At 65.3% G+C, this 18,241-nt stretch carries 18 protein-coding genes; 12 read left to right on the top strand and 6 right to left on the bottom strand.

All coding sequences use genetic code 11. From position 1 onward, the window contains the following. Position 1: 1 nt before the first annotated feature. From XI06_RS34570 to XI06_RS34550, 5 genes are all read left to right on the top strand, one after another. Complete coding sequence (locus XI06_RS34570) at positions 2 to 772, top strand: RsiV family protein (RefSeq protein WP_237873704.1); 771 nt, start codon at positions 2 to 4, stop codon at positions 770 to 772. A 117-nt stretch (positions 773 to 889) separates the two neighbouring features. Further along, positions 890 to 1,876 (top strand): tripartite tricarboxylate transporter substrate binding protein, encoded by a 987-nt coding sequence (locus XI06_RS34565; protein WP_237889646.1) that lies wholly within the window; start codon positions 890 to 892, stop codon positions 1,874 to 1,876. A 41-nt stretch (positions 1,877 to 1,917) separates the two neighbouring features. Continuing rightward, entirely contained in the window at positions 1,918 to 2,907 is a 990-nt protein-coding gene (gene meaB / locus XI06_RS34560; RefSeq protein ID WP_271607337.1) for a methylmalonyl Co-A mutase-associated GTPase MeaB, read from the top strand. Then, positions 2,904 to 3,551, top strand: coding sequence for a pyroglutamyl-peptidase I (locus XI06_RS34555; protein WP_237873640.1), 648 nt, complete (start codon positions 2,904 to 2,906; stop codon positions 3,549 to 3,551). Before meaB ends, XI06_RS34555 begins: the two co-directional genes overlap by 4 nt. A gap of 208 nt (positions 3,552 to 3,759) precedes the next feature. After that, positions 3,760 to 5,130: a TIGR03808 family TAT-translocated repetitive protein gene (locus XI06_RS34550; protein ID WP_271607336.1), complete on the top strand. Its 1,371-nt coding sequence runs from the start codon at positions 3,760 to 3,762 to the stop codon at positions 5,128 to 5,130. Between the two features lie 19 nt (positions 5,131 to 5,149). Here XI06_RS34550 and XI06_RS34545 read toward each other — a convergent pair whose 3' ends face one another. The 4 genes from XI06_RS34545 to XI06_RS34530 form a co-directional block, all read right to left on the bottom strand. Beyond that, positions 5,150 to 5,779, bottom strand: coding sequence for a TIGR03809 family protein (locus XI06_RS34545; RefSeq protein WP_271607335.1), 630 nt, complete (start codon positions 5,777 to 5,779; stop codon positions 5,150 to 5,152). Positions 5,780 to 6,260: 481 nt separating this feature from the next. Then, positions 6,261 to 7,946, bottom strand: a complete 1,686-nt coding sequence (locus XI06_RS34540) for a S8 family serine peptidase (protein WP_271607334.1) — start codon at positions 7,944 to 7,946, stop codon at positions 6,261 to 6,263. A 12-nt stretch (positions 7,947 to 7,958) separates the two neighbouring features. After that, on the bottom strand, positions 7,959 to 8,651 hold the full coding sequence (locus tag XI06_RS34535; protein WP_237863846.1) for a hypothetical protein: 693 nt from the start codon (positions 8,649 to 8,651) through the stop codon (positions 7,959 to 7,961). Further along, positions 8,648 to 9,217, bottom strand: coding sequence for a sigma-70 family RNA polymerase sigma factor (locus XI06_RS34530; RefSeq protein WP_164938793.1), 570 nt, complete (start codon positions 9,215 to 9,217; stop codon positions 8,648 to 8,650). Before XI06_RS34530 ends, XI06_RS34535 begins: the two co-directional genes overlap by 4 nt. Before the next feature lie 437 nt (positions 9,218 to 9,654). On the opposite strand from XI06_RS34530, the gene XI06_RS34525 reads away from it, so the two are divergent. Next, positions 9,655 to 10,812: a GGDEF domain-containing protein gene (locus XI06_RS34525; protein ID WP_237873649.1), complete on the top strand. Its 1,158-nt coding sequence runs from the start codon at positions 9,655 to 9,657 to the stop codon at positions 10,810 to 10,812. 63 nt (positions 10,813 to 10,875) lie between these two features. Then, positions 10,876 to 11,970 (top strand): DUF2336 domain-containing protein, encoded by a 1,095-nt coding sequence (locus XI06_RS34520; protein ID WP_237889642.1) that lies wholly within the window; start codon positions 10,876 to 10,878, stop codon positions 11,968 to 11,970. A gap of 83 nt (positions 11,971 to 12,053) precedes the next feature. Here XI06_RS34520 and XI06_RS34515 read toward each other — a convergent pair whose 3' ends face one another. Continuing rightward, positions 12,054 to 12,692, bottom strand: coding sequence for an NrsF family protein (locus tag XI06_RS34515; RefSeq protein ID WP_237863843.1), 639 nt, complete (start codon positions 12,690 to 12,692; stop codon positions 12,054 to 12,056). Positions 12,693 to 12,694: 2 nt separating this feature from the next. Further along, positions 12,695 to 13,240: a sigma-70 family RNA polymerase sigma factor gene (locus XI06_RS34510; protein ID WP_271607333.1), complete on the bottom strand. Its 546-nt coding sequence runs from the start codon at positions 13,238 to 13,240 to the stop codon at positions 12,695 to 12,697. A 289-nt stretch (positions 13,241 to 13,529) separates the two neighbouring features. Between XI06_RS34510 and XI06_RS34505 the strand changes: the two genes are divergently transcribed. The 5 genes from XI06_RS34505 to XI06_RS34485 all read left to right on the top strand — a co-directional run bounded on the left by XI06_RS34505 (position 13,530) and on the right by XI06_RS34485 (position 18,240). Next, positions 13,530 to 14,213, top strand: a complete 684-nt coding sequence (locus XI06_RS34505) for a hypothetical protein (RefSeq protein WP_237863841.1) — start codon at positions 13,530 to 13,532, stop codon at positions 14,211 to 14,213. Between the two features lie 95 nt (positions 14,214 to 14,308). Continuing rightward, positions 14,309 to 15,088 (top strand): enoyl-CoA hydratase, encoded by a 780-nt coding sequence (locus tag XI06_RS34500; RefSeq protein ID WP_237863840.1) that lies wholly within the window; start codon positions 14,309 to 14,311, stop codon positions 15,086 to 15,088. Between the two features lie 189 nt (positions 15,089 to 15,277). Then, on the top strand, positions 15,278 to 16,708 hold the full coding sequence (locus XI06_RS34495; protein WP_377803209.1) for a TolC family outer membrane protein: 1,431 nt from the start codon (positions 15,278 to 15,280) through the stop codon (positions 16,706 to 16,708). A gap of 22 nt (positions 16,709 to 16,730) precedes the next feature. Next, positions 16,731 to 17,288, top strand: a complete 558-nt coding sequence (locus XI06_RS34490; RefSeq protein ID WP_271607332.1) for a hypothetical protein — start codon at positions 16,731 to 16,733, stop codon at positions 17,286 to 17,288. Between the two features lie 40 nt (positions 17,289 to 17,328). Next, positions 17,329 to 18,240: an amidohydrolase family protein gene (locus XI06_RS34485; protein WP_271607331.1), complete on the top strand. Its 912-nt coding sequence runs from the start codon at positions 17,329 to 17,331 to the stop codon at positions 18,238 to 18,240. Position 18,241 lies beyond the last annotated feature (1 nt).

The following is an 18,241-nucleotide window of genomic DNA, read 5'->3' as shown; positions in this document are numbered from 1 at the left end:
CTTGCTCGCGATCCTGTCTGCCGTGACTACGATCGGCCTGGCCTCTCCTTCATTCGCCGCCGATCCCAAGCCCGACGCCGCCGTCAAGAACAGGAACATCGACGCGCGCGTCTTTCTCGACGACAAGATCAAGGCCGACGCGCCCCTCGCCGCCGATTGCCTGGCCGAAGGCAAAAGGTGGCTCGACAAGAACGCGGCTGACGCCGCGGCCTCGCGCAAGCAGGACCCACAATTCTTCAAAGACGGCGGCTGGGATTTCGAGCGCAAATATTCGATCCGCTCTGTGGTTGCCGATCGCTATGTCAGCATCCTGCGCGACGACTACATGGACACCCATGGTGCCCATCCCAATTCGGACGTGAATACGGTGCTGTGGGACAAATCCGAGAACAAGCGCATCTCGATCCGCCCGTTCTTCACCGAGACCGCCGACAATGGCGCAACCATGAAGGCGATGGTGAAAGCCGTGATCGCCTCGCTGAAAATCGAGAAGAAGAAGCGCGACAGCGGCGAGACCGCGACGCAGGAGTGGTTCAAGGACCTTACACCTCGCCTGCTCAAGATCGGCGCCGTGACGCTGGCGCCATCGACCGAGACAGACAAGAGTTCCGGCCTGACCTTCCACTACCCGCCCTATGCCGTCGGCCCCTACGCCGAGGGCCAATATGTCGCCTTCGTTCCGTGGGAGACGTTGAAGCCCTATCTCACGCCGGAAGGCGCACGCATCTTCGGCGGCGCACGGCCAAAGGCCGATGCCGACGAACAACAATAGGAGCGGAACCCGTTGCCCACGGCGCCACAGGGCTGCCGCTTGCGACATCGGCGCAAAGCTGCGTAGCATGTTGCGATGACGCGAGCCCGATTCCCGAGGGCGATGCCGGGAACATCGATGCCAGGAATCACCCGCCGCGCTTTCGCGGCCTCTTCTGTGGCTGCAGCCACGTCAGCTCTCCTCTCCCCTGCGCGCGCGCAAGCCTATCCGGCGCGGCCGGTGACCTTGATCGTACCCTGGGGTGCGGGTGGCGGCACGGATGCGACTGCACGGATCATTGCGACGCTCCTTCAGAAGGAGCTCGGCCAGCCGTTCAACGTCGTCAACCTCACCGGAGGATCCGGCGTTGTCGGCCACGCCGAGATCGCAACCGCACGGCCGGATGGCTACACCATCGGCATGATCACCGTGGAAATCGCGATGCTGCATTGGCAGGCGGTGACGCATCTGACGCCGCGGAACTTCATGCCGCTGGCGCTGATGAACGAAGACCCACCGGGCATCCAGGTGGCCGCCGCCTCGCCGTACAGAACGGTGAAAGAGCTGACGGAGGCCATCAAGCTGGCGCCCCCGGGACGGTTCAAGGCATCGGGCACTGGACAAGGCGGCATCTGGCATCTCGCACTTGTCGGCTGGATGCAGGCGATGGGATTGCCGGCGAACCAAGTGAATTGGTCCCCCTCGAATGGTGCAGCACCGGCCATGCAGGAGCTCGTCGCGGGCAGCCTCGACCTCACCACCTGCTCGGTGCCGGAGGCCCACGCGACCATCGAGGCCGGCCAGGCGCGGAGCCTCGCAATCATGGCGCACGCGCGCAATCCGAGCTTTCCCGACGTCCCGACGCTGAAGGAAGCGCTCGGCGTCGACTATTCCACCAGCTCATGGCGCGGCATCGGCGGTCCAAAGGGCCTGGCGCCGGAGATCGCGACCAGGCTGACCGGGGCCTTGAAGACGGTGTACGACTCCGCCGCCTTCAAGGACTTCATGACCGGACGCGGCTTTGGCACCGTATGGCGGGATGCAAGCGACTTCGAAACCTTCATGGACGAGGCTGATCGCCAGATGGGCCAGGCCATGAGGGCCGCCGGTTTTGCCAAGACCTGAGAGGCCCTCGCCTGCCTGCTTCCGCCGTTGTAAAGCAGGACATGGTTGAGAAGAAGACTTCGCTCGATATCACCACCCTCGCCCGCGACCTGCGTGCGGGCCATCGCGCTGCGCTCGCGCGCGCCATCACGCTGGTGGAGAGCCGGCGTGGCGATCATCAGGCGCAGGCACGCGAGCTGGTGCAGACGCTGCTGCCCGACACCGGCAAGGCGGTCCGCGTCGGCATCACCGGCTCGCCCGGCGTCGGCAAATCCACCACCATCGATGCGCTCGGGACCTATCTGATCGAGCAGGGCAACAAGGTCGCCGTGCTTGCGGTCGACCCGTCCTCGGCCCGCAGCGGCGGCTCGATCCTCGGCGACAAGACGCGCATGGCGCGGCTGTCGGCATCCAGCGATGCCTTCATCCGTCCCTCGCCGTCCTCGGGCACGCTCGGCGGCGTCGCTGCAAAAACCCGCGAGGCGATGCTGCTGTGCGAGGCCGCCGGCTTCGACGTCGTCCTGGTCGAGACCGTCGGCATCGGCCAATCCGAGACCGCGGTCTGCGACATGACCGATTTCTTCCTCGCACTGATGCTGCCAGGCGGCGGCGACGAGCTGCAAGGCATCAAGAAAGGCCTGGTCGAGCTCGCCGATATGATCGCGATCAACAAGGCCGACGGCGACAATCTCAAACGCGCCAATGTCACCGCAGCCGACTATCGCAGCGCGCTGCATATCCTCAGCCCCCGCTCCGAGCATTGGCATCCGCCTGTCGTCACCTATTCGGCACTGGCCGGCACGGGCATCGCCGAGCTTTGGCAGAAGGTCCTGGATCACCGTAAGGCGATGAACGCATCCGGCGAGTTCGCCGTACGGCGGCGGGAGCAGCAGGTGAAATGGATGTGGTCGATGCTGGAGCAGCGCATGTTGGCACGATTGCGCAGCGAGGCGTCCGTCCGCGCCAGGGTCAAGAAGATCGAGGCGGAAGTTGCCGATGGCCAGCTCACCCCGGCGCTCGCCGCCGAACGGATTCTGGAGTTGCTGCAATGAGCGATAAGCTCCGCGTTCTCCTCACCGGCTTCGGCCCGTTTCCCGGTGCCCCCCATAATCCGACCCAGCCGCTGGTGGCGCGGCTGGCGAGGCTTCGTCGTCCCGCGCTCGATGATGTCGAGCTATCGCACCACATCTTTCCGGTGACCTATGCCGCGGTCGACCGGCAATTGCCTGATGTGCTGGCACAGGTGAAGCCGGATGCGCTGCTGATGTTTGGGCTCGCGGCGCGTACGCCTTACCTGCGCATCGAGAGCCGCGCGCGCAACGCCGTCACCATGCTGTGGCCCGATGCTGCCAACACCCGCTCCAGCAAGCGCGGCATTGCCGGCCATGCGGACGCCATGAATTTCGGCCCGCATACGGCAAGACTGTTGCGTGCCGCGCGGCTCACCGGCATCGATGCGCGGCCCTCGCGCGATGCCGGCGCCTATCTCTGCAACTATCTGAGCTGGCGCGCGATCGAGAAGGCCCGCGGCGGCGGACCGAAGCTTGCCGCGTTCATCCATATTCCGCTGCTTGCACGCAGCGGCGCCGTGCGGCGCAAGGGCGCCCCGCGGATCACGCTGGAGGAGCTGGTGGATGCGGGGGAAGCGATGCTGATGGAGATGGTGGGTTTGGCAAGGAAGGCGCGGAACGCTTAGTTAGGTCTTGTAGGGTGGGCACAGGCGCATGGCGCCGTGCCCACGTACGTCCTTGGCGACAATCGTGGGCACGCTTGCGCTTTGCCCACCCTACGGCACCGTCTTTGCGGTAAACATTTAACCCTACCGCGAACAATCCTCACCGCCCCCTCCGCCCTGCGCTACCTAATCTTTCGCGGACATCTCCCGCGTCCGCCAAGGACGCGTCATGGACCTCAACCGCCGTCATCTCATCGGAGCTTCGACTGCCGGCATTGCCGGTGCGCTTGCCATGCCCGCCGACGCCGCACGTGCGGCGCCGCTGACGTCGCTGCTCGGCCGCGATGCAACCCAATACGGCGTGCGACCCGGCAGCAGCGAGGACCAGACGCGCGTTCTCCAGCGTGCGATCGACGAAGCCTCGCGGGCGCAGATGCCGCTTGCGCTGCCGCCCGGAATCTACCGCGCGGGCCTTTTAAGACTGCCTGATAGGGCGCAGCTAATCGGCGTGCGCGGCGCGACGAAACTCATCTTCACTGGCGGCGCCGCGGCGATCCAGAGCGACGGTTCTGATTCAATCGGCCTCACCGGTATCACTTTCGACGGCGGCCGCATTCCGCTGCCGACGCGGCGCGGGCTGATCCATGTCCTTGGCGGGCGCGGCGTCCGCATCACCGATTGCGAGATCACCAGCTCCGGCGGCAGCGGCATCTGGCTGGAGCAGGTCTCAGGCGATATCTCCGGCAACATCTTTACTGACATCGCGGTGACGGCGGTGGTCTCGTTCGATGCCAAAGGCCTCAGCGTGTCCCGCAACACCATTGTCGGCACCAACGACAACGGCATCGAAATCCTGCGCACCGCCATCGGCGATGACGGCACAATTGTTGCCGACAACCGCATCGAGGGCATCAAGGCGGGCCCGGGCGGCTCCGGCCAGTATGGCAATGCCATCAACGCCTTCCGCGCCGGCAACGTGATCGTGCGCGGCAATCGCATCAAAAATTGCGACTACTCCGCCGTGCGCGGCAACTCGGCCTCGAACATCCACATCACAGGCAACAGCGTCAGCGACGTGCGCGAGGTCGCGCTCTATTCCGAGTTTTCGTTCGAGGCCGCCGTGATTGCCAACAACACGGTCGACGGCGCCGCCGTCGGCGTCTCCGTCTGCAATTTCAACGAAGGCGGACGTATCGCGGTCGTGCAAGGCAATATCATCCGCAATTTGATCCCGAAGCGGCCGATCGGCACCGCGCCTGACGACGATGCCGGCGTCGGCATCTATATCGAGGCCGACACGTCGGTGTCAGGCAATGTGATCGAGAATGCGCCGTCCTACGGCATCGTCGCCGGCTGGGGCAAATATCTGCGCGACGTCGCGATCACGGGCAATGTGATCCGCAGGGCGCTGGCCGGCATCGGCGTCTCCGTCGTGCAAGGCGCCGGCACCGCGCTCGTCAACAACAACATGATCTCGGAAACCCCGCGCGGCGCGGTGGTCGGCCTCGACCACGCACGCGCCGTGACGGCGGATCTGTCCGCGGAAGGCGCGCAGCGCTTTGTGCAGGTGGTTGTCGGCGGAAACGCAGTGCGGCAGTAGGGCCGCCCCCCGCGCTAGACTAGAACGTATTCCGCAGCAGCGGGTACTTGGCTTCAATGCCGTCGAGGCTGAAGGTGAACTCGACCACGCGCTCGGGGGCCGCGACGATCTCGTCGGCGGGCGGCGTGAAGGTCTGCAGGAACGATGCGATGGACGCTGCCGGCGCAGTCGGAGCGATCCGTTCAGCTGGAGCGATTCGAATTGCCGGAGCAACCCGTGCAGGCGCGGCGATCGGGGCCGCCGGCGCAATGGGCGCCTCGACGATTTCCGCGAGGATATCCGGCTCGGGCTCGAGCCTGACCGGAACGGCGGTCTCTGGGGCGATATGCACGGCCTTTGGCTGCACCGTCTGGGCCTGCTCGCGCGGAAAAACGCGCGGCATGGTCGCCGGCGACCAGCCGAATGCAGAGGTCACGCTCGCGGCGGCCGCGGCGACGTCCTCGCCATTCGCAAGCGCGCGCCAGGTCTGCACCGCGCGCTTGGCTTCCTGGATGTTTTCGAGGAATGCGAGCTCGGAATGGTAGCGGCGCCACCGCCCGGTCTCGAACATTTCAGAGAGATGCTCCAGCCGCTGCTCCGCGAGAGCGCACCAGCGTGCCGCAATTTCACGGCTGGCCGTGCCTCGGCCAGCGTCATGGCGATGAGTCATTAATCAGCCCGTCAGGAGAAAGGTACGGACGCGACGCAACGCACACGAATCAATTTAGGAGCGACATGAATATTTTGTGGAAAAGTTTTGACTTGTCCAGCAACGACACGGCTCAGGTCACAAAACACCGTAGTCACGCGGAGTTTCCAGCAGTTGGGGAGTCAAGCTTCGCACAAGCATGGCGGACCTGCCGCGTGGAGTCGCTTCCTCGTCACAGCGACGCGCTCGCGGTCTCAACCGCAAGCTGATCTCGCATTACGCTTCAAGAGATCCGACGCCCCAAAAGAAAAGACCCGTCCGGGGGGACAACCGGACGGGTCGAGCCATATGGGCGCTTGGGGTGGATGGGCGCTCGCGCCTGATATGACTGATGGGGAGGGATGACCGCTCCCACATTATTTGGTCGTGGCAGCAGGCTGAACGTTCAAAACCGCGGCTCGATTTTTTAACCTTTGGCCGGCGCGCAATGTTGTCGCGGGCGCTAGCGCGCAGCCGGCCTATCCGCCTGAGAAATCGCGGATTTATCGTCCGCGCTCGACAGCGAGGGCTGCTCGATCGCGCGGATGTTGGGGTCGTCGCGGCGCTTCTCGGAATCTTCACGTTTAGTTGTAGCGGCGGCGGCCGCGACCGGCGTCGTGCTGTCGGCCGGAACGGCCATGACCGCGGCAAACGCATCGGGCTCACCGTCGCGGAAGAGATCATCACGCCCGGGTGAACCGAGGTCGCGCGCGGTCTTCGCCAGCGTCATGCGCACCGCTTCCGGCTTCAGGGTGTAATTGCGCTCGAGCAGCAAGGCCGCGACGCCGGAGACATAGGCGGCCGAGAACGAGGTGCCCGACGTTATCTGGTATTTGCCGTCGGGCGCCGGCAGGAAGATGTCGACGCCGGGCGCGGCCAGCGCGATGTAATTGCCGCGGTTGGATGCAGTAAACAGCTTGTCCTGCTGGTCGGTCGCGCTGACGGCGATCACGTTGGGATTGGCGGCAGGATAGAGCGGCGGCGATTTGGCGCCCGCATTGCCGGCGGCCGCGATCAGCACCAAGCCGCGCGCGGCGGTTGCCGCGATCGCACGCTCGATCACCGCGTCCTTCGGGCCGGCGAAACTCATATTGACGATCTGGGCGCCGTGCTCGGCCGCGTAGTTGAGCGAGCGCAGGATGATGTACGACGAGCTCTCCGCTCCGCCGGTGGTGCCACCGAAGGCCCTGATGGCGATGATGCGCGCCTCCGGCGCGCTACCCATCAGCTTCGTATGGGCCACGATGGCGCCCGCAATGCCGGTGCCATGGACGTGGGCGCCTTCGCTGCTGCCGAGCGCATCAAAATTGTCGGCAATGGAATTGGCGAGTTCGGGATGCTTTGCATCGATGCCTGAATCGATCACGGCAACCGTGACATTGGCGCCGTGCACCAACGTATGCGCCTGCGGCAGGCGCAGCTTGGATAGCACGTATTGAGCCGGATCGCCTTCGGTCGGGACCCCCGGCTTCTGGTCCTGCAGCACATAGCGGAAGTTCGGCTGAAGCGAGCGCACACTGGCGTCGGCCGCGAACTCGCGCCGCGCTGTCTCATAAGGGCGGCCGTCGGTGATGCGGAACAGGCCGACCGTGGCCCCGATCAGCGGAAAGTTTTCCGACGACACGCGGGTCAAGCCGTGGCGCCGGGCGAGCTCATCGGCTTCGGTCGGCGACAGCGCGCTGTCGATCTCGGCCACGAATTCATTGGCGAAACTGCGCGACGTCATGGCGACGGGCGTCGCCTTGCCACGCCCCTTGCCGGCGCTCTTCTTGGCCGACTTGCCGGAGCCGTCGCCGCCGCCATTCGGCTGGCTGAGGCACTCGCCATCGGCATCGCGATAGGCGTTGGAACAGGCCGGATAGAGATTTGGCGAGTAGCGCGCGTAGGGCAGCACGGGATTCGGCACCATCCGCCCCGTGATATGAACCGTCGGCGTCAGGTGCGGACCATGATCGCCGCCGCCCACGGCTCTCGCCGCGCCAGTTACGGAGATCGTCGGCGTGCGCGAGGGAACGCTGATCGTCGGCGTGCGCATGATCGCCTGGGCGTGCGCCACTCCGATGCCGAGACAGGCGGCGAGCAAGAGCCCAGCTCCAGCCGAGGAAGCATAGGCACCGGCTCGCAACTTACTCTCGGACTTGCGCATCATTGGTGCAGGCGCTTAAGGCGCCGCTACGGCGAGGTTGATGAACTTCTCGCGCTGCATTCTGGCGAGCAGCGCAGTGAGCTCGTCCTGGCTCATCGCCTTGTCGAACTGCAGGCGGAACATGCCGCCCTTGGCATCGCCGATGATCGAGGCCTGATAGCTGTCAAGCAGCGCGGTGATGTCGGCGACGCGCGCCTCGGGCGTGAAGCGCACCAGCGCCCGCGAAGGCGCAGCCGCCCCGAGCTCACGCGTGATCGGCGCGCCGGTCGAGAGCGACGCAGTCTGGAAGGTCGCAGTCTGAGTCTTCATCAAGACGGCACCGATGATGCCTGCCTGCAGCAGCAGCGCGATGGCGCCCAGGCTCGCCGACCAGGCCATCGTGCGCGGCGACAGGCTCGCAAAGAACGTGGCGATGCGCGCCGACAACGGTAGCGAAGCGGTCGCGCGCGCCGGCTCGGCGTCGATCGCGGCGAACAGCTTCTGCATCGCGCGCGCCGACGGAGCACCCAGGCTCTCGTTCAGGTGGATGGTCTCTTCGTATTCGCCGCGGATCGCCGCATATTGTTTTGCAAGCTGCGGATCGCTGGCGAGCGCTTCCTCGACGCGGCGCGCATCGCGCGCGTTCAGCGTGCCGGCGGCATGCCACGGCAGCAGCAACTCGATCTCACTGGGCTCTTGCTGCAGCATCTTCTTGCTCAAAGCCATCATGGCCAGCCTCGCTCAATGCCGGCTGCCTTCAGCAGTTCGGCCAATTTCTTGCGCGCATAGAACAGGCGCGTCTTTACCGTGTTCTCCGGGATCCCGACGATTTCGGCCACTTCCTCCACGGACTTCTCGTGGTAGTAGACGAGGTCGACGATTTCCCGATGGTCCGGCGAGAGGCCCGTCAGACACTCCCGCAACGCTTCACTGGTATCCTTCTTCTGCACCACCGTCTCCGGATCGTCGGACGAATCCTCGATCGCGTTGGCGGCTTCGTCGTCCAACTCAAAATCCTTCCTGCGGCGAAGCGCAGACAGGGCCTTGAATCGGGTGATTGCCAGTAGCCAGGTGGAAACTGCGGACCGGCCCTCGAACTTACCGGCCTGACGCCAGACGTCGAGAAACACCTCGCTGATGAGGTCCTCCGCCGTCTGCTCGTCCCGCACGAGCCTGAGCCCGAACCTGTACACCCTGACATGGTGCCGCCCGTACAGCACCTGCATGGCAAGCCGGTCACCCTGGGCGATCCTGGCGATCAGGACCTCGTCCGTAGCCGCCTGTGTCACGCTCAAAGCCCGTCTCGCAAGATTGGTCGGGTCGATGCGGGGGACGGTTCGACGGGAGGGGTGAAATTCTTCAACCTACCGCAGTCATACGGGGACTTGTGTGATCTACCACACATACGCGCAATTTCCTTGTCCCACCCGTGGCGGTCGGCCGTTTGGCTCCAAGACGGTAACATAATACGGAAACACTCTCTTGCGGACTTGCCGTGGGCCGGGCGCGGATGGCTCGGTCGAGCGCCTCTATCACGGCCCCGTGCACATTATGTCGCACGACGCAGGATTTGGTCCGCGATATCGGCGGCGATGGCTAATCGACCACCAAATTCCGTGCCGCCCGAGGCCCCTCACCCGCGCAGCGTCCCCCGGATTCGGTTCAAAAGGATACCAAACCTAAAGGCTTGCCACGTAGATTTTTTCGGCTGACATCCACCATTGGCGGGACCATGAACACGGCCGCGACGTCCTTTCCTGAGAGGAGTGCCGCAGAGGCCGCGGATCTCGTCCTTACGCGTGAGGAGGCGGCGCCTGGAGTGCTGGCGCGCCGGATCCGGCAGCGTCGGCAGATGTATGTCGGCCAGGTCGCGAGCTATTCGCTCGGCGCCTTCGTGCTGCTGCTCTACGCCTATGACGGCGCCATCCGTGGCAACGTACCATCGCTGTTCTGGGTCGGCGGCGTCACGATCATCGGCATCTTCGTCGTGATGTCGGAGGCCGGCGTCGGCGACAGGCACAACGACCATTATCTCACGGTCTTCCAGATCTCGGCGCATATGGCGCTGCAATTCGTCTTTCTGGTATCGGTGCCGACGATCGGGATTGCCTTCATCAGCGTGCTGTTCCTGATCTTCGCCTTCGGTACGCTGCGCATGACCTCGGTCCAGGCGATGCTGACCTGGGCACTCGCGACCTGCGCACTCGCGGCCGTCTTCCTCGCCTCCGACCTGCCGATCGGCATGCCGGTCGCGACACGGCTGCAGCGGACCGCCTCGATGCTGTGCTTCGTGCTGGTGATCGGCCAGTGCGCCTTCCTCGGCCTGTTCGGCGCCACGCTGCGCAAGATCCTGTACCGGCGCAGCATCGAGCTGAAGGCCGCCTATCAGCGCATCGAGGAGCTCGCCGAGCTCGACGAGCTGACCGGCTCCTACAATCGCCGCTGCATCATGCGACTTCTCGACGCCGAGATCGAAAAGTCGCGGCAGGCGGACGCCCCCTGCGCCATCGCGCTGATCGACCTCGACTGGTTCAAGCGCATCAACGACGCCCATGGCCATCCCGTCGGCGACGAGGTGCTGCGGACCTTTGCCATCACCATCTTCGCCAACATCCGGCCCGACGACCGTTTCGGCCGCTATGGCGGCGAGGAATTTCTGCTGCTGCTGCCCGGGACCGCAAGCGAGGCTGCATCGCGCATGCTCGATCGGCTGCGCAGCATCATCGCCGAGCTCGACTGGAGCGCATTCTCGCCCGGCATGCGCGTGACGATTTCCGCCGGCGTCGTGACGCTGCGCACCAATGATACTGCCGACACGTTTCTCGCGCGCGCCGACAGCGCGCTATATTCCGCCAAGGCGCAAGGGCGCAACCGCATTGCAACGAGCTGACCAATCCATTTGTCGCCGGCACGTGAGAACACGCCGCCGGACCGAACGCTCCAGGACAGGGCTATGAGATCAAAGACCGTCAAGTCATCCGAAAATTTGCTCGAGGAATTGCAGTCGGCGCTCGCGCACGGCACCGTCGCACGCCGGGTCGAGACGCTGCGGCGCGTCACCGATCTCTTCATCAACAATGCGGTGGACTATTCCGACGATCATATCCGCGTGTTCGACGACGTCTTCCAGTGCCTGATCGAGCAGATCGAAACTTCGGCAAAAGCATTGCTCGCCGACCGTCTCGCGCCGATCGGAGCCGCGCCGCCGCAGATCATCCGTACGCTTGCGCTCGACGACGTCATCGAAGTCGCAGGTCCCGTGCTGTCAAAATCGGAGCGGCTGGACGAGACCACCCTGATCGAAATCGCGCGCGGCAAGAGCCAGGCACATCTCAAGGCGATTTCGCTGCGGCGGGTGCTGTCGGAGGCACTGACCGACGTGCTGGTCACGCGCGGCAATGAAGACGTGGTACAGTCGACCGTCAACAACCACGGCGCACGCCTTTCCGAGAGCAGCCTCGCCGATCTCGTCACGCGCGCCGAGCGCGACGACGATCTCGCTACCTGCATCGGCCTGCGTCCGGACCTGCCGCGGCATCATTACCTGAAGCTGGTCGCCAAGGCTTCTCTCAGCGTTCGCAGGAAGCTGGAAGCGGCCCATCCCGAACTCGCCAGCGAAGTGTCGAGCGTGGTCCAGGAAGCGGCGCAGCGGGTCCGCGCCGCTGCCATGACGAAGCAGACTGAAATGGCGCGGGCGCTGGTGAAATCGCTGCACGACGACGGCCGCCTCAACGAATTCCAGGTCGCGACCTTCGCCGAGCAGGGCAAGTTCGACGAGGCCAATGCCGGGCTCGCGGCCCTCGCAGGCGTTGCGGTCGAGACCGCCGAAAACATGATGATCGAGAGTCGCACCGAAGGCCTGATGATCCTCGCCAAGGTCGCCGGCATGCAATGGTCAAGCGTGCGCGCAATCATCGCCATGCGCGAGAAGCTCTCGGGCGGCTCGCAGACCGACATGCTGTCGCTGCGCGACGCTTACGAGGCCCTGCGCTCATCCACCGCACAGCAGGTGCTGCGCTTCCACCGCATGCAGACGTCCGCGGCTTGAACCGTGATGAGAGTCATCGCGCTTTAGGTTTTTTTGAGCACGATCTTTTCGGAAAACCGCTACGCACTTTTCCGGATCAGGCTCTAATACTTCAGGACTCTCGACCCGACAGCGGCGCCGATCGCGGTCACGATTGCGGTCGCGATCGTGTACCAGGTCGCGACGAACAGCGGCGAGTCGTCGGTGCAATGCGAGGCGTAGAGCGTGGCGGCGAGCCCGGCCGACAGCAGGCCGGCGAGCGCGCCGGCCTGCGCCGGTCGCGACGGCGCGCCATGGCGCAGGCCGAACAATGCACCCGCGAGAAGCGGCAGCGACATCGCGGGGATCGCCAACATGCACCACCGCGAATTCTTGCCGACGAGCCGCATCGTCATCGGCATCGCCGGCGCCATCATCGCCTCGCTGCCGATCGCGACAGCAAGCAGTCCGACGGGCAGCAGCAGGAGCCAGCCCCAACCGCGCATCAAGGCTTCGGGACGCGACAGATGCAGGCTGATGATGATCGCGGGAATCGCGAGCGACAAAGTCACCGCGAACTTCGTATCGAAGAACGGGTTGTGCATCGCCGTCATCACGTCCGGCCGCACGCCCAGGAAGGTCGCGAAAATCAGGATCGAGAACGGCGCCGCGACCAGAAGTCCGGTGGTCAGCAGCGCGCCGACGCGCGGGGCGCGGTGGGCGTTGTCGGCCGCGAGCGTGCGAATGAGTTGATCGGTATCCATGACTAGTGGTCCCGTAGTTTGGCGGTCAGGGCCGCAAGCCCCCGATGCAGCGCGACGCGCACCGCACCTTCGCTCATCGCAAATTTCGTCGCCGTATCCTTGATCGAGGCGCTGTCGACCGCGATCGATTGCAACACGTCGCGCTGGCGCTGCGGCAGCGTGTTGAGCTGCGCGGTGACCGCGCCCGCCGAGGCCGTCTCCTGTGGCGTCTCGCCGGGCAGCGTCTCGGCGAAATCGTCGATATTGACGAAAACGCGCCGGCCGCGGCGCCTGAGCGCATCGATCAGCTTGTTGCGCGCAATCGCGAACAGCCAGGGGGCGAAGGGGGCCTCGCTGTCCCAGGTGTGCCGTTTCAGATGCACCGCCAACAAGATTTCCTGCACGATATCCTCGGCCTGATCGGGAGGCTGCCCGGCACGCGCCAGGCCGCGCCTCGCAGCAGCGCGCAGCACCGGCGTGACCGCTTTCAGCAGACGATGATACGCCGCATCATCCCCCGCCATGGCCGACCGCATCAGGTCGGTCCATTCGTCCTCACGTCCGCGCACGCGCGCTCCTACACGGCAATTCGGCCGCTCTTTCAATTTGTTACATCGCCAACCCTGATATCACGAAGTCGTGATCAAGGCGCAGCCAGGGAATCCGGTCCCCACCCGGAAAAGACCGGAGGCTCATAACACCGATCGGTCCATCTCGCATCCGGGAGCGTGCCGCACCAACCAGTTTGCCGCCTTTTTGCCCGGTGTGGCCCGAAGATTCCCATTTTTTGCCCCGCTGTCGTCATGCGCCGGGGTCTCTGTTCGCATCCGGGACGGGCGAATTGGGGAGATCGTCAACATGATGAAAGCCAGCGGGCGCGCGGCATGGATTGTTCTGGCCGGGCTGTTTTTGCTGTCCGCAGGCGCGGCTCAGGCCGCGCCGAGCTCCGCCGCGAGCGCCAAGCCGGACAGCGCGAGCAAGCAGGCCGATGCGGGCAAGCAGCGCCACCACGCCGCTCGCCGTCATACCGACAGCAAGACAGCGCAAAAATCGGACGACAAGACTGACAAGACCAGCGCGGACGCAACGCCGCAGGCTGGCGAGGCCAAGTCCGATAATAAGACCGATAACAAGGCCGGCAACGATACGCCGGCCTCGAGCCAGATGCCGCCGGAAGTCGCCAACGCCAACGCACAGCTCGCCGCGACGGATACGCCGCCTGCGGCTGCAGCCTCGGCGATGACCAGCCGCGCCAACGACAATGTGCAGGCCGCAGCCGATAATACCGCTGCGCCCGCTCCCGAGAACCAGGTCGTGCCGCCCGACCAGCTCAACGACCTCGACCGCGCCCTGCAACAGGACAACCCGCCCGCGCAGAAAGCGGTGATTGCCGCGACCGACGCGCAGCCCCGCCCCGCTCCGGTCATGGCGAGCAGCCAGCCCAGTTCGGCCTGGGACCAGAGCTCCCTGATCGGCAAGATCTTCATCGGCGTCGGCACGCTGCTGACCTTGGCCTCGGCCGCGCGCATGTTCATGGCCTGATTGCTCGGGACGCGCTCACTTGGCGCGTTCCGGCCCCTTGAAGGCATCCACGCGAGCGGGCACATTGCCCGCCCAATCAAACGCGTGGGTGGAGCATGAGCACGTTCGAACACATCATCGTCGAAAGCATCGGTGCAGTCGGCATCATCAAGCTGAACCGGCCGAAGATGCTCAACGCGCTCTCCTTCGGCGTCTTCCGCGAGATCGCCGCAGCCGTGGACGATCTCGAAGCCGATGACGCCATCGGCTGCATCGTCGTGACCGGCAGCGAGAAGGCCTTTGCCGCCGGCGCCGATATCAAGGAGATGCAGCCGAAGGGCTTCATCGACATGTTCTCCGAGGATTTCGCCGCGATCGGCGGCGATCGCATCGCGCGCTGCCGCAAGCCGACCATTGCCGCGGTAGCAGGTTATGCGCTTGGCGGCGGCTGCGAGCTCGCGATGATGTGCGATTTCATCATCGCCGCCGACACTGCCAAGTTCGGCCAGCCCGAGATCACGCTCGGCACCATCCCCGGCATCGGCGGCACGCAGCGTCTCACCCGTGCGATCGGCAAGTCCAAGGCCATGGATCTCTGCCTCACCGGCCGCATGATGGATGCTGCGGAGGCAGAGCGCAGCGGCCTCGTCAGCCGCATTGTGCCCGCCGACAAGCTGATGGACGAGACGATTGCGGCTGCGGAGAAGATCGCCTCGATGTCGCGCCCCGCCGTCGCGATGGCCAAGGAAGCGGTTAACCGCGCCTTCGAGACCACGCTCGCCGAGGGCATGAGCGTCGAGCGCAATCTGTTCCACTCGACCTTCGCGCTCGAGGACCGCTCCGAGGGCATGGCTGCGTTCATCGAGAAGCGCAAGCCGGCGAACAAGAACCGGTGAGAGCCGACCGACGGTAAGGTTGGCGTAAGACTACATCCCTTTCCCGCAGCCCCCTGTGACGCACCTGCAACAAGCACGGATTTCATGGGGGTTTCCTCCGCGGCAGTTTGCCTGCGGGACCGGCGCTGGGTAAACAGTTAAGAGAGCCGCCGTCGGCGGGGGCGGACAGCCGGGGTTTTGCGGGATTACATGATTGGGCGTGCCGCCAGAGCTGGTCGCGTGATGACGCGGCGACGATCGGGCGTGGGTCGTGTCCTGGCGGCATGGACGGCGCTGGGGCTCTGCTGCGCTCTGCCCGCCGCGGCCAATGCAGAGGCGCTGCCGGAGGCGCTGGCCAAGGCCTACCAGACCAATCCGCAGCTCAATGCCGAGCGCGCAAGGCAGCGCGCCACCGACGAGAACGTGCCGCAGGCGCTCGCCGGCTATCGCCCGCAGATCGTGGCCAGCCTCAGCGCCGGCCTGCAAGCCGTGCGCAACCTGCTTCCTGACAACACCATCCAGACCGCAACGCTGAAACCCTGGACCATCGGGGTCACGGTGTCGCAGACCCTGTTCAACGGCTTCCGCACCGCCAACAGCGTGCGGGTTGCCGAGCTCCAGGTGCAGTCCGGCCGCGAGGCGCTACGCAATGTCGGCCAGGGCGTGCTGCTTGACGCGGTCACCGCCTACACCAACGTGCTGGCGAACCAGTCGCTGGTCGAGGCGCAGCGCTCCAATGTCGCCTTCCTGCGGGAGACGCTCTCCATCACCCAGCGCCGCCTCAACGCCGGCGACGTCACCCCGACCGACACCGCGCAGGCCGAGGCGCGCCTCAGTCGCGGCCTTGCCGATCTCAATGCCGCCGAGGTCGCGCTCGCGGTGAGCCAGGCGACCTACACCCAGGTGATCGGCACTACGCCCGCCGCACTTCGCCCCGCCGAGGTGGTCGATCGCTATCTGCCGAAGACCCGCGAGGATTCGATCGCGATGGCGATCCGCGAACACCCGGCGGTGATGGCAGCGGGCTTCGATGTGGACGTTGCCTCAACCAATATCCGCGTCGCAGAAGGCGCGCTGCTGCCGAGCGCGAGCCTGCAGGGCAGCGTTAGCCGCAGCCGCGACAGCGACCAGACGCTCGGCACCTTCGCCACCGACCAGGCCTCGATCGTCGCCAACGTCACCGCGCCGATCTATGACGGCGGCCAGGCGGCGTCGCAGACCCGGCAGGCCAAGGAAGTTACGGCGCAGAGCCGGCTGGTGCTCGATCAGGTCCGCAACCAGGCGCGCACGGCGGCGGTCAGCGCTTGGGTCGCCAACGAAGGCGCCAAGATCGCGGTCTCGGCATCCGAGTCCGAGGTGAAGGCGGCGACCGTCGCGCTTCAGGGCGTGCAGCGCGAGGCCGCCGGCGGACAGCGCACCACGGTCGACGTGCTGAACTCGCAAGCCGACTTGATCCAGGCCCGGGCCCGCCTGATCGGTGCGTTGCGCGACCGCGTCATCGCCTCCTACACTCTGCTCAGCGCTGTCGGCCATCTCGACGTCAAGACGCTGAGCCTGAACACGCCGGACTACCTGCCCGAGGTGCATTACCAGCAGGTCCGCGACGCCTGGCACGGTCTGCGCACGCCGTCGGGGCAGTAATCTCAATTCTTCGGGTCGACCGATGAAGAGCCGCCGCATCCATCTGATGGGAGCTTCGGGCTCCGGCGTGACGACGCTCGGCCGCGCACTGGCGGGCCGGCTGGCGCTGCCGCATCACGACAGCGACGACTATTTCTGGCTGCCGACCGTTCCGCCCTACCAGACCACACGTCATGCCGCCGATCGGCTGCGCCTGATGCGAGAGATGTTTCTGCCGCGTTTCGATTGGGTGCTGAGCGGATCCGTCACCGGATGGGGCGACGAGTTCGTGCCGTTGTTCGATCTCGTCGTCTATGTGACGACGCCGCGCGAGCTTCGCATGCAGCGGCTGCGTGCCCGCGAAGCCGCTCATTTCGGCGCCGATGCCGTTGCAGAGGGCGGCTGGCGTCATCAGGAGTCCGAGTCGTTCGTCGAATGGGCCTCGCACTACGAAGCCGGTGATCGCGAGGGCCGCAGTCTCGCAAAACATGAGGCGTGGCTCGCGGGTCTGCCCTGCCCGGTCGTCCGCGTCGACGGTTCGCAGCCGGTTGCGGAGTTGGTCGAGCAGCTATGCAGCGACGTGGCGGGACTGCCAGGCTGATGTGATATCGTTCGCCGCCTGTCGCGACTCCGGAGCAGCCATGACCGACAACATCTACGCGCGAGCCGCGCAACCCTCGACGCCGATCAATTTCGACGTGCCTGCGCATGCTTGCGACTGTCACACCCACATCCATGGCGACGCCGAAAAATTTCCGTTCTTCGCGGGGCGCGTCTATACGCCGGGACCTGCGAGCCCGGAAGAGATGGCGGCGCTGCACAAAGCACTACATATCGAGCGCGTGGTGATCGTCACGCCGAGCGTCTACGGCACCGACAATTCCACCAGCCTGTTCGGCATCAAGGCACGCGGCGCCACCGCGCGCGGAGTGGCCGTGATCGACGACAAGACCACCGAAGCCCGGCTTGACGCGATGTATGCGGACGGCTTTCGCGGCATCCGCATCAATCTGGCAACCGACGGCGTCAACAATCCCGATGTCGGCCGCGCGCGCTTCACAGCCGCCGTCGAGCGCATGACGGCACGCGGCTGGCACGTGCAGCTCTACACCACGCTGTCGATGATCTCGGCGATCAAGGATCTCGTGCTGGCCTCACCGGTGCCAGCCGTGTTCGATCATTTTGGCGGGCTCAATGCCTCGCTCGGGCTGCAGCAGCCAGGATTTTCCGACCTCGTCGCGCTGGCCAAATCCGGCAAGGCGTATGTGAAGATTTCGGGCGCCTATCGCTCATCGACTCTCGCGCCCGACTATCAGGACATGGCGCCATATGCGCGTGCGCTGATCACGGCAAACCCGGATCGCATCCTCTGGGGCACCGACTGGCCGCATCCGGATTCGGCGCAGGTCGCGGGCCGCAAGGCCACAGACCTCGCCCCGTTCCATCAGATCGACGACGGCCGTCTGCTCAACCAGCTTCCGCTGTGGGCGCCGGATGCGGAGGTGCGCAAGACAATCCTCGTCGACAATCCCGCGCGGCTCTACGGCTTTTGAG

It is taken from the genome of Bradyrhizobium sp. CCBAU 11434, assembly GCF_028128895.1.
Taxonomy (GTDB): Bacteria; Pseudomonadota; Alphaproteobacteria; order Rhizobiales; family Xanthobacteraceae; genus Bradyrhizobium; species Bradyrhizobium zhengyangense.
Note: the sequence above shows the minus strand (reverse complement) of the source record. Positions and strands in the feature narration are given on the sequence as shown.

What these genes read in the sequence shown, in the direction of transcription:
- XI06_RS34565 (WP_237889646.1), top strand. Translation starts at nt 890, where the DNA reads ATGCCAGGAATCACCCGCCGCGCTTTCGCGGCCTCTTCTGTGGCTGCA.
- meaB (WP_271607337.1), top strand. Translation starts at nt 1,918, where the DNA reads ATGGTTGAGAAGAAGACTTCGCTCGATATCACCACCCTCGCCCGCGAC.
- XI06_RS34555 (WP_237873640.1), top strand. Translation starts at nt 2,904, where the DNA reads ATGAGCGATAAGCTCCGCGTTCTCCTCACCGGCTTCGGCCCGTTTCCC.
- XI06_RS34550 (WP_271607336.1), top strand. Translation starts at nt 3,760, where the DNA reads ATGGACCTCAACCGCCGTCATCTCATCGGAGCTTCGACTGCCGGCATT.
- XI06_RS34545 (WP_271607335.1), bottom strand. Translation starts at nt 5,779, where the DNA reads ATGACTCATCGCCATGACGCTGGCCGAGGCACGGCCAGCCGTGAAATT.
- XI06_RS34540 (WP_271607334.1), bottom strand. Translation starts at nt 7,946, where the DNA reads ATGATGCGCAAGTCCGAGAGTAAGTTGCGAGCCGGTGCCTATGCTTCC.
- XI06_RS34535 (WP_237863846.1), bottom strand. Translation starts at nt 8,651, where the DNA reads ATGATGGCTTTGAGCAAGAAGATGCTGCAGCAAGAGCCCAGTGAGATC.
- XI06_RS34525 (WP_237873649.1), top strand. Translation starts at nt 9,655, where the DNA reads ATGAACACGGCCGCGACGTCCTTTCCTGAGAGGAGTGCCGCAGAGGCC.
- XI06_RS34520 (WP_237889642.1), top strand. Translation starts at nt 10,876, where the DNA reads ATGAGATCAAAGACCGTCAAGTCATCCGAAAATTTGCTCGAGGAATTG.
- XI06_RS34515 (WP_237863843.1), bottom strand. Translation starts at nt 12,692, where the DNA reads ATGGATACCGATCAACTCATTCGCACGCTCGCGGCCGACAACGCCCAC.
- XI06_RS34505 (WP_237863841.1), top strand. Translation starts at nt 13,530, where the DNA reads ATGATGAAAGCCAGCGGGCGCGCGGCATGGATTGTTCTGGCCGGGCTG.
- XI06_RS34500 (WP_237863840.1), top strand. Translation starts at nt 14,309, where the DNA reads ATGAGCACGTTCGAACACATCATCGTCGAAAGCATCGGTGCAGTCGGC.
- XI06_RS34495 (WP_377803209.1), top strand. Translation starts at nt 15,278, where the DNA reads ATGATTGGGCGTGCCGCCAGAGCTGGTCGCGTGATGACGCGGCGACGA.
- XI06_RS34490 (WP_271607332.1), top strand. Translation starts at nt 16,731, where the DNA reads ATGAAGAGCCGCCGCATCCATCTGATGGGAGCTTCGGGCTCCGGCGTG.
- XI06_RS34485 (WP_271607331.1), top strand. Translation starts at nt 17,329, where the DNA reads ATGACCGACAACATCTACGCGCGAGCCGCGCAACCCTCGACGCCGATC.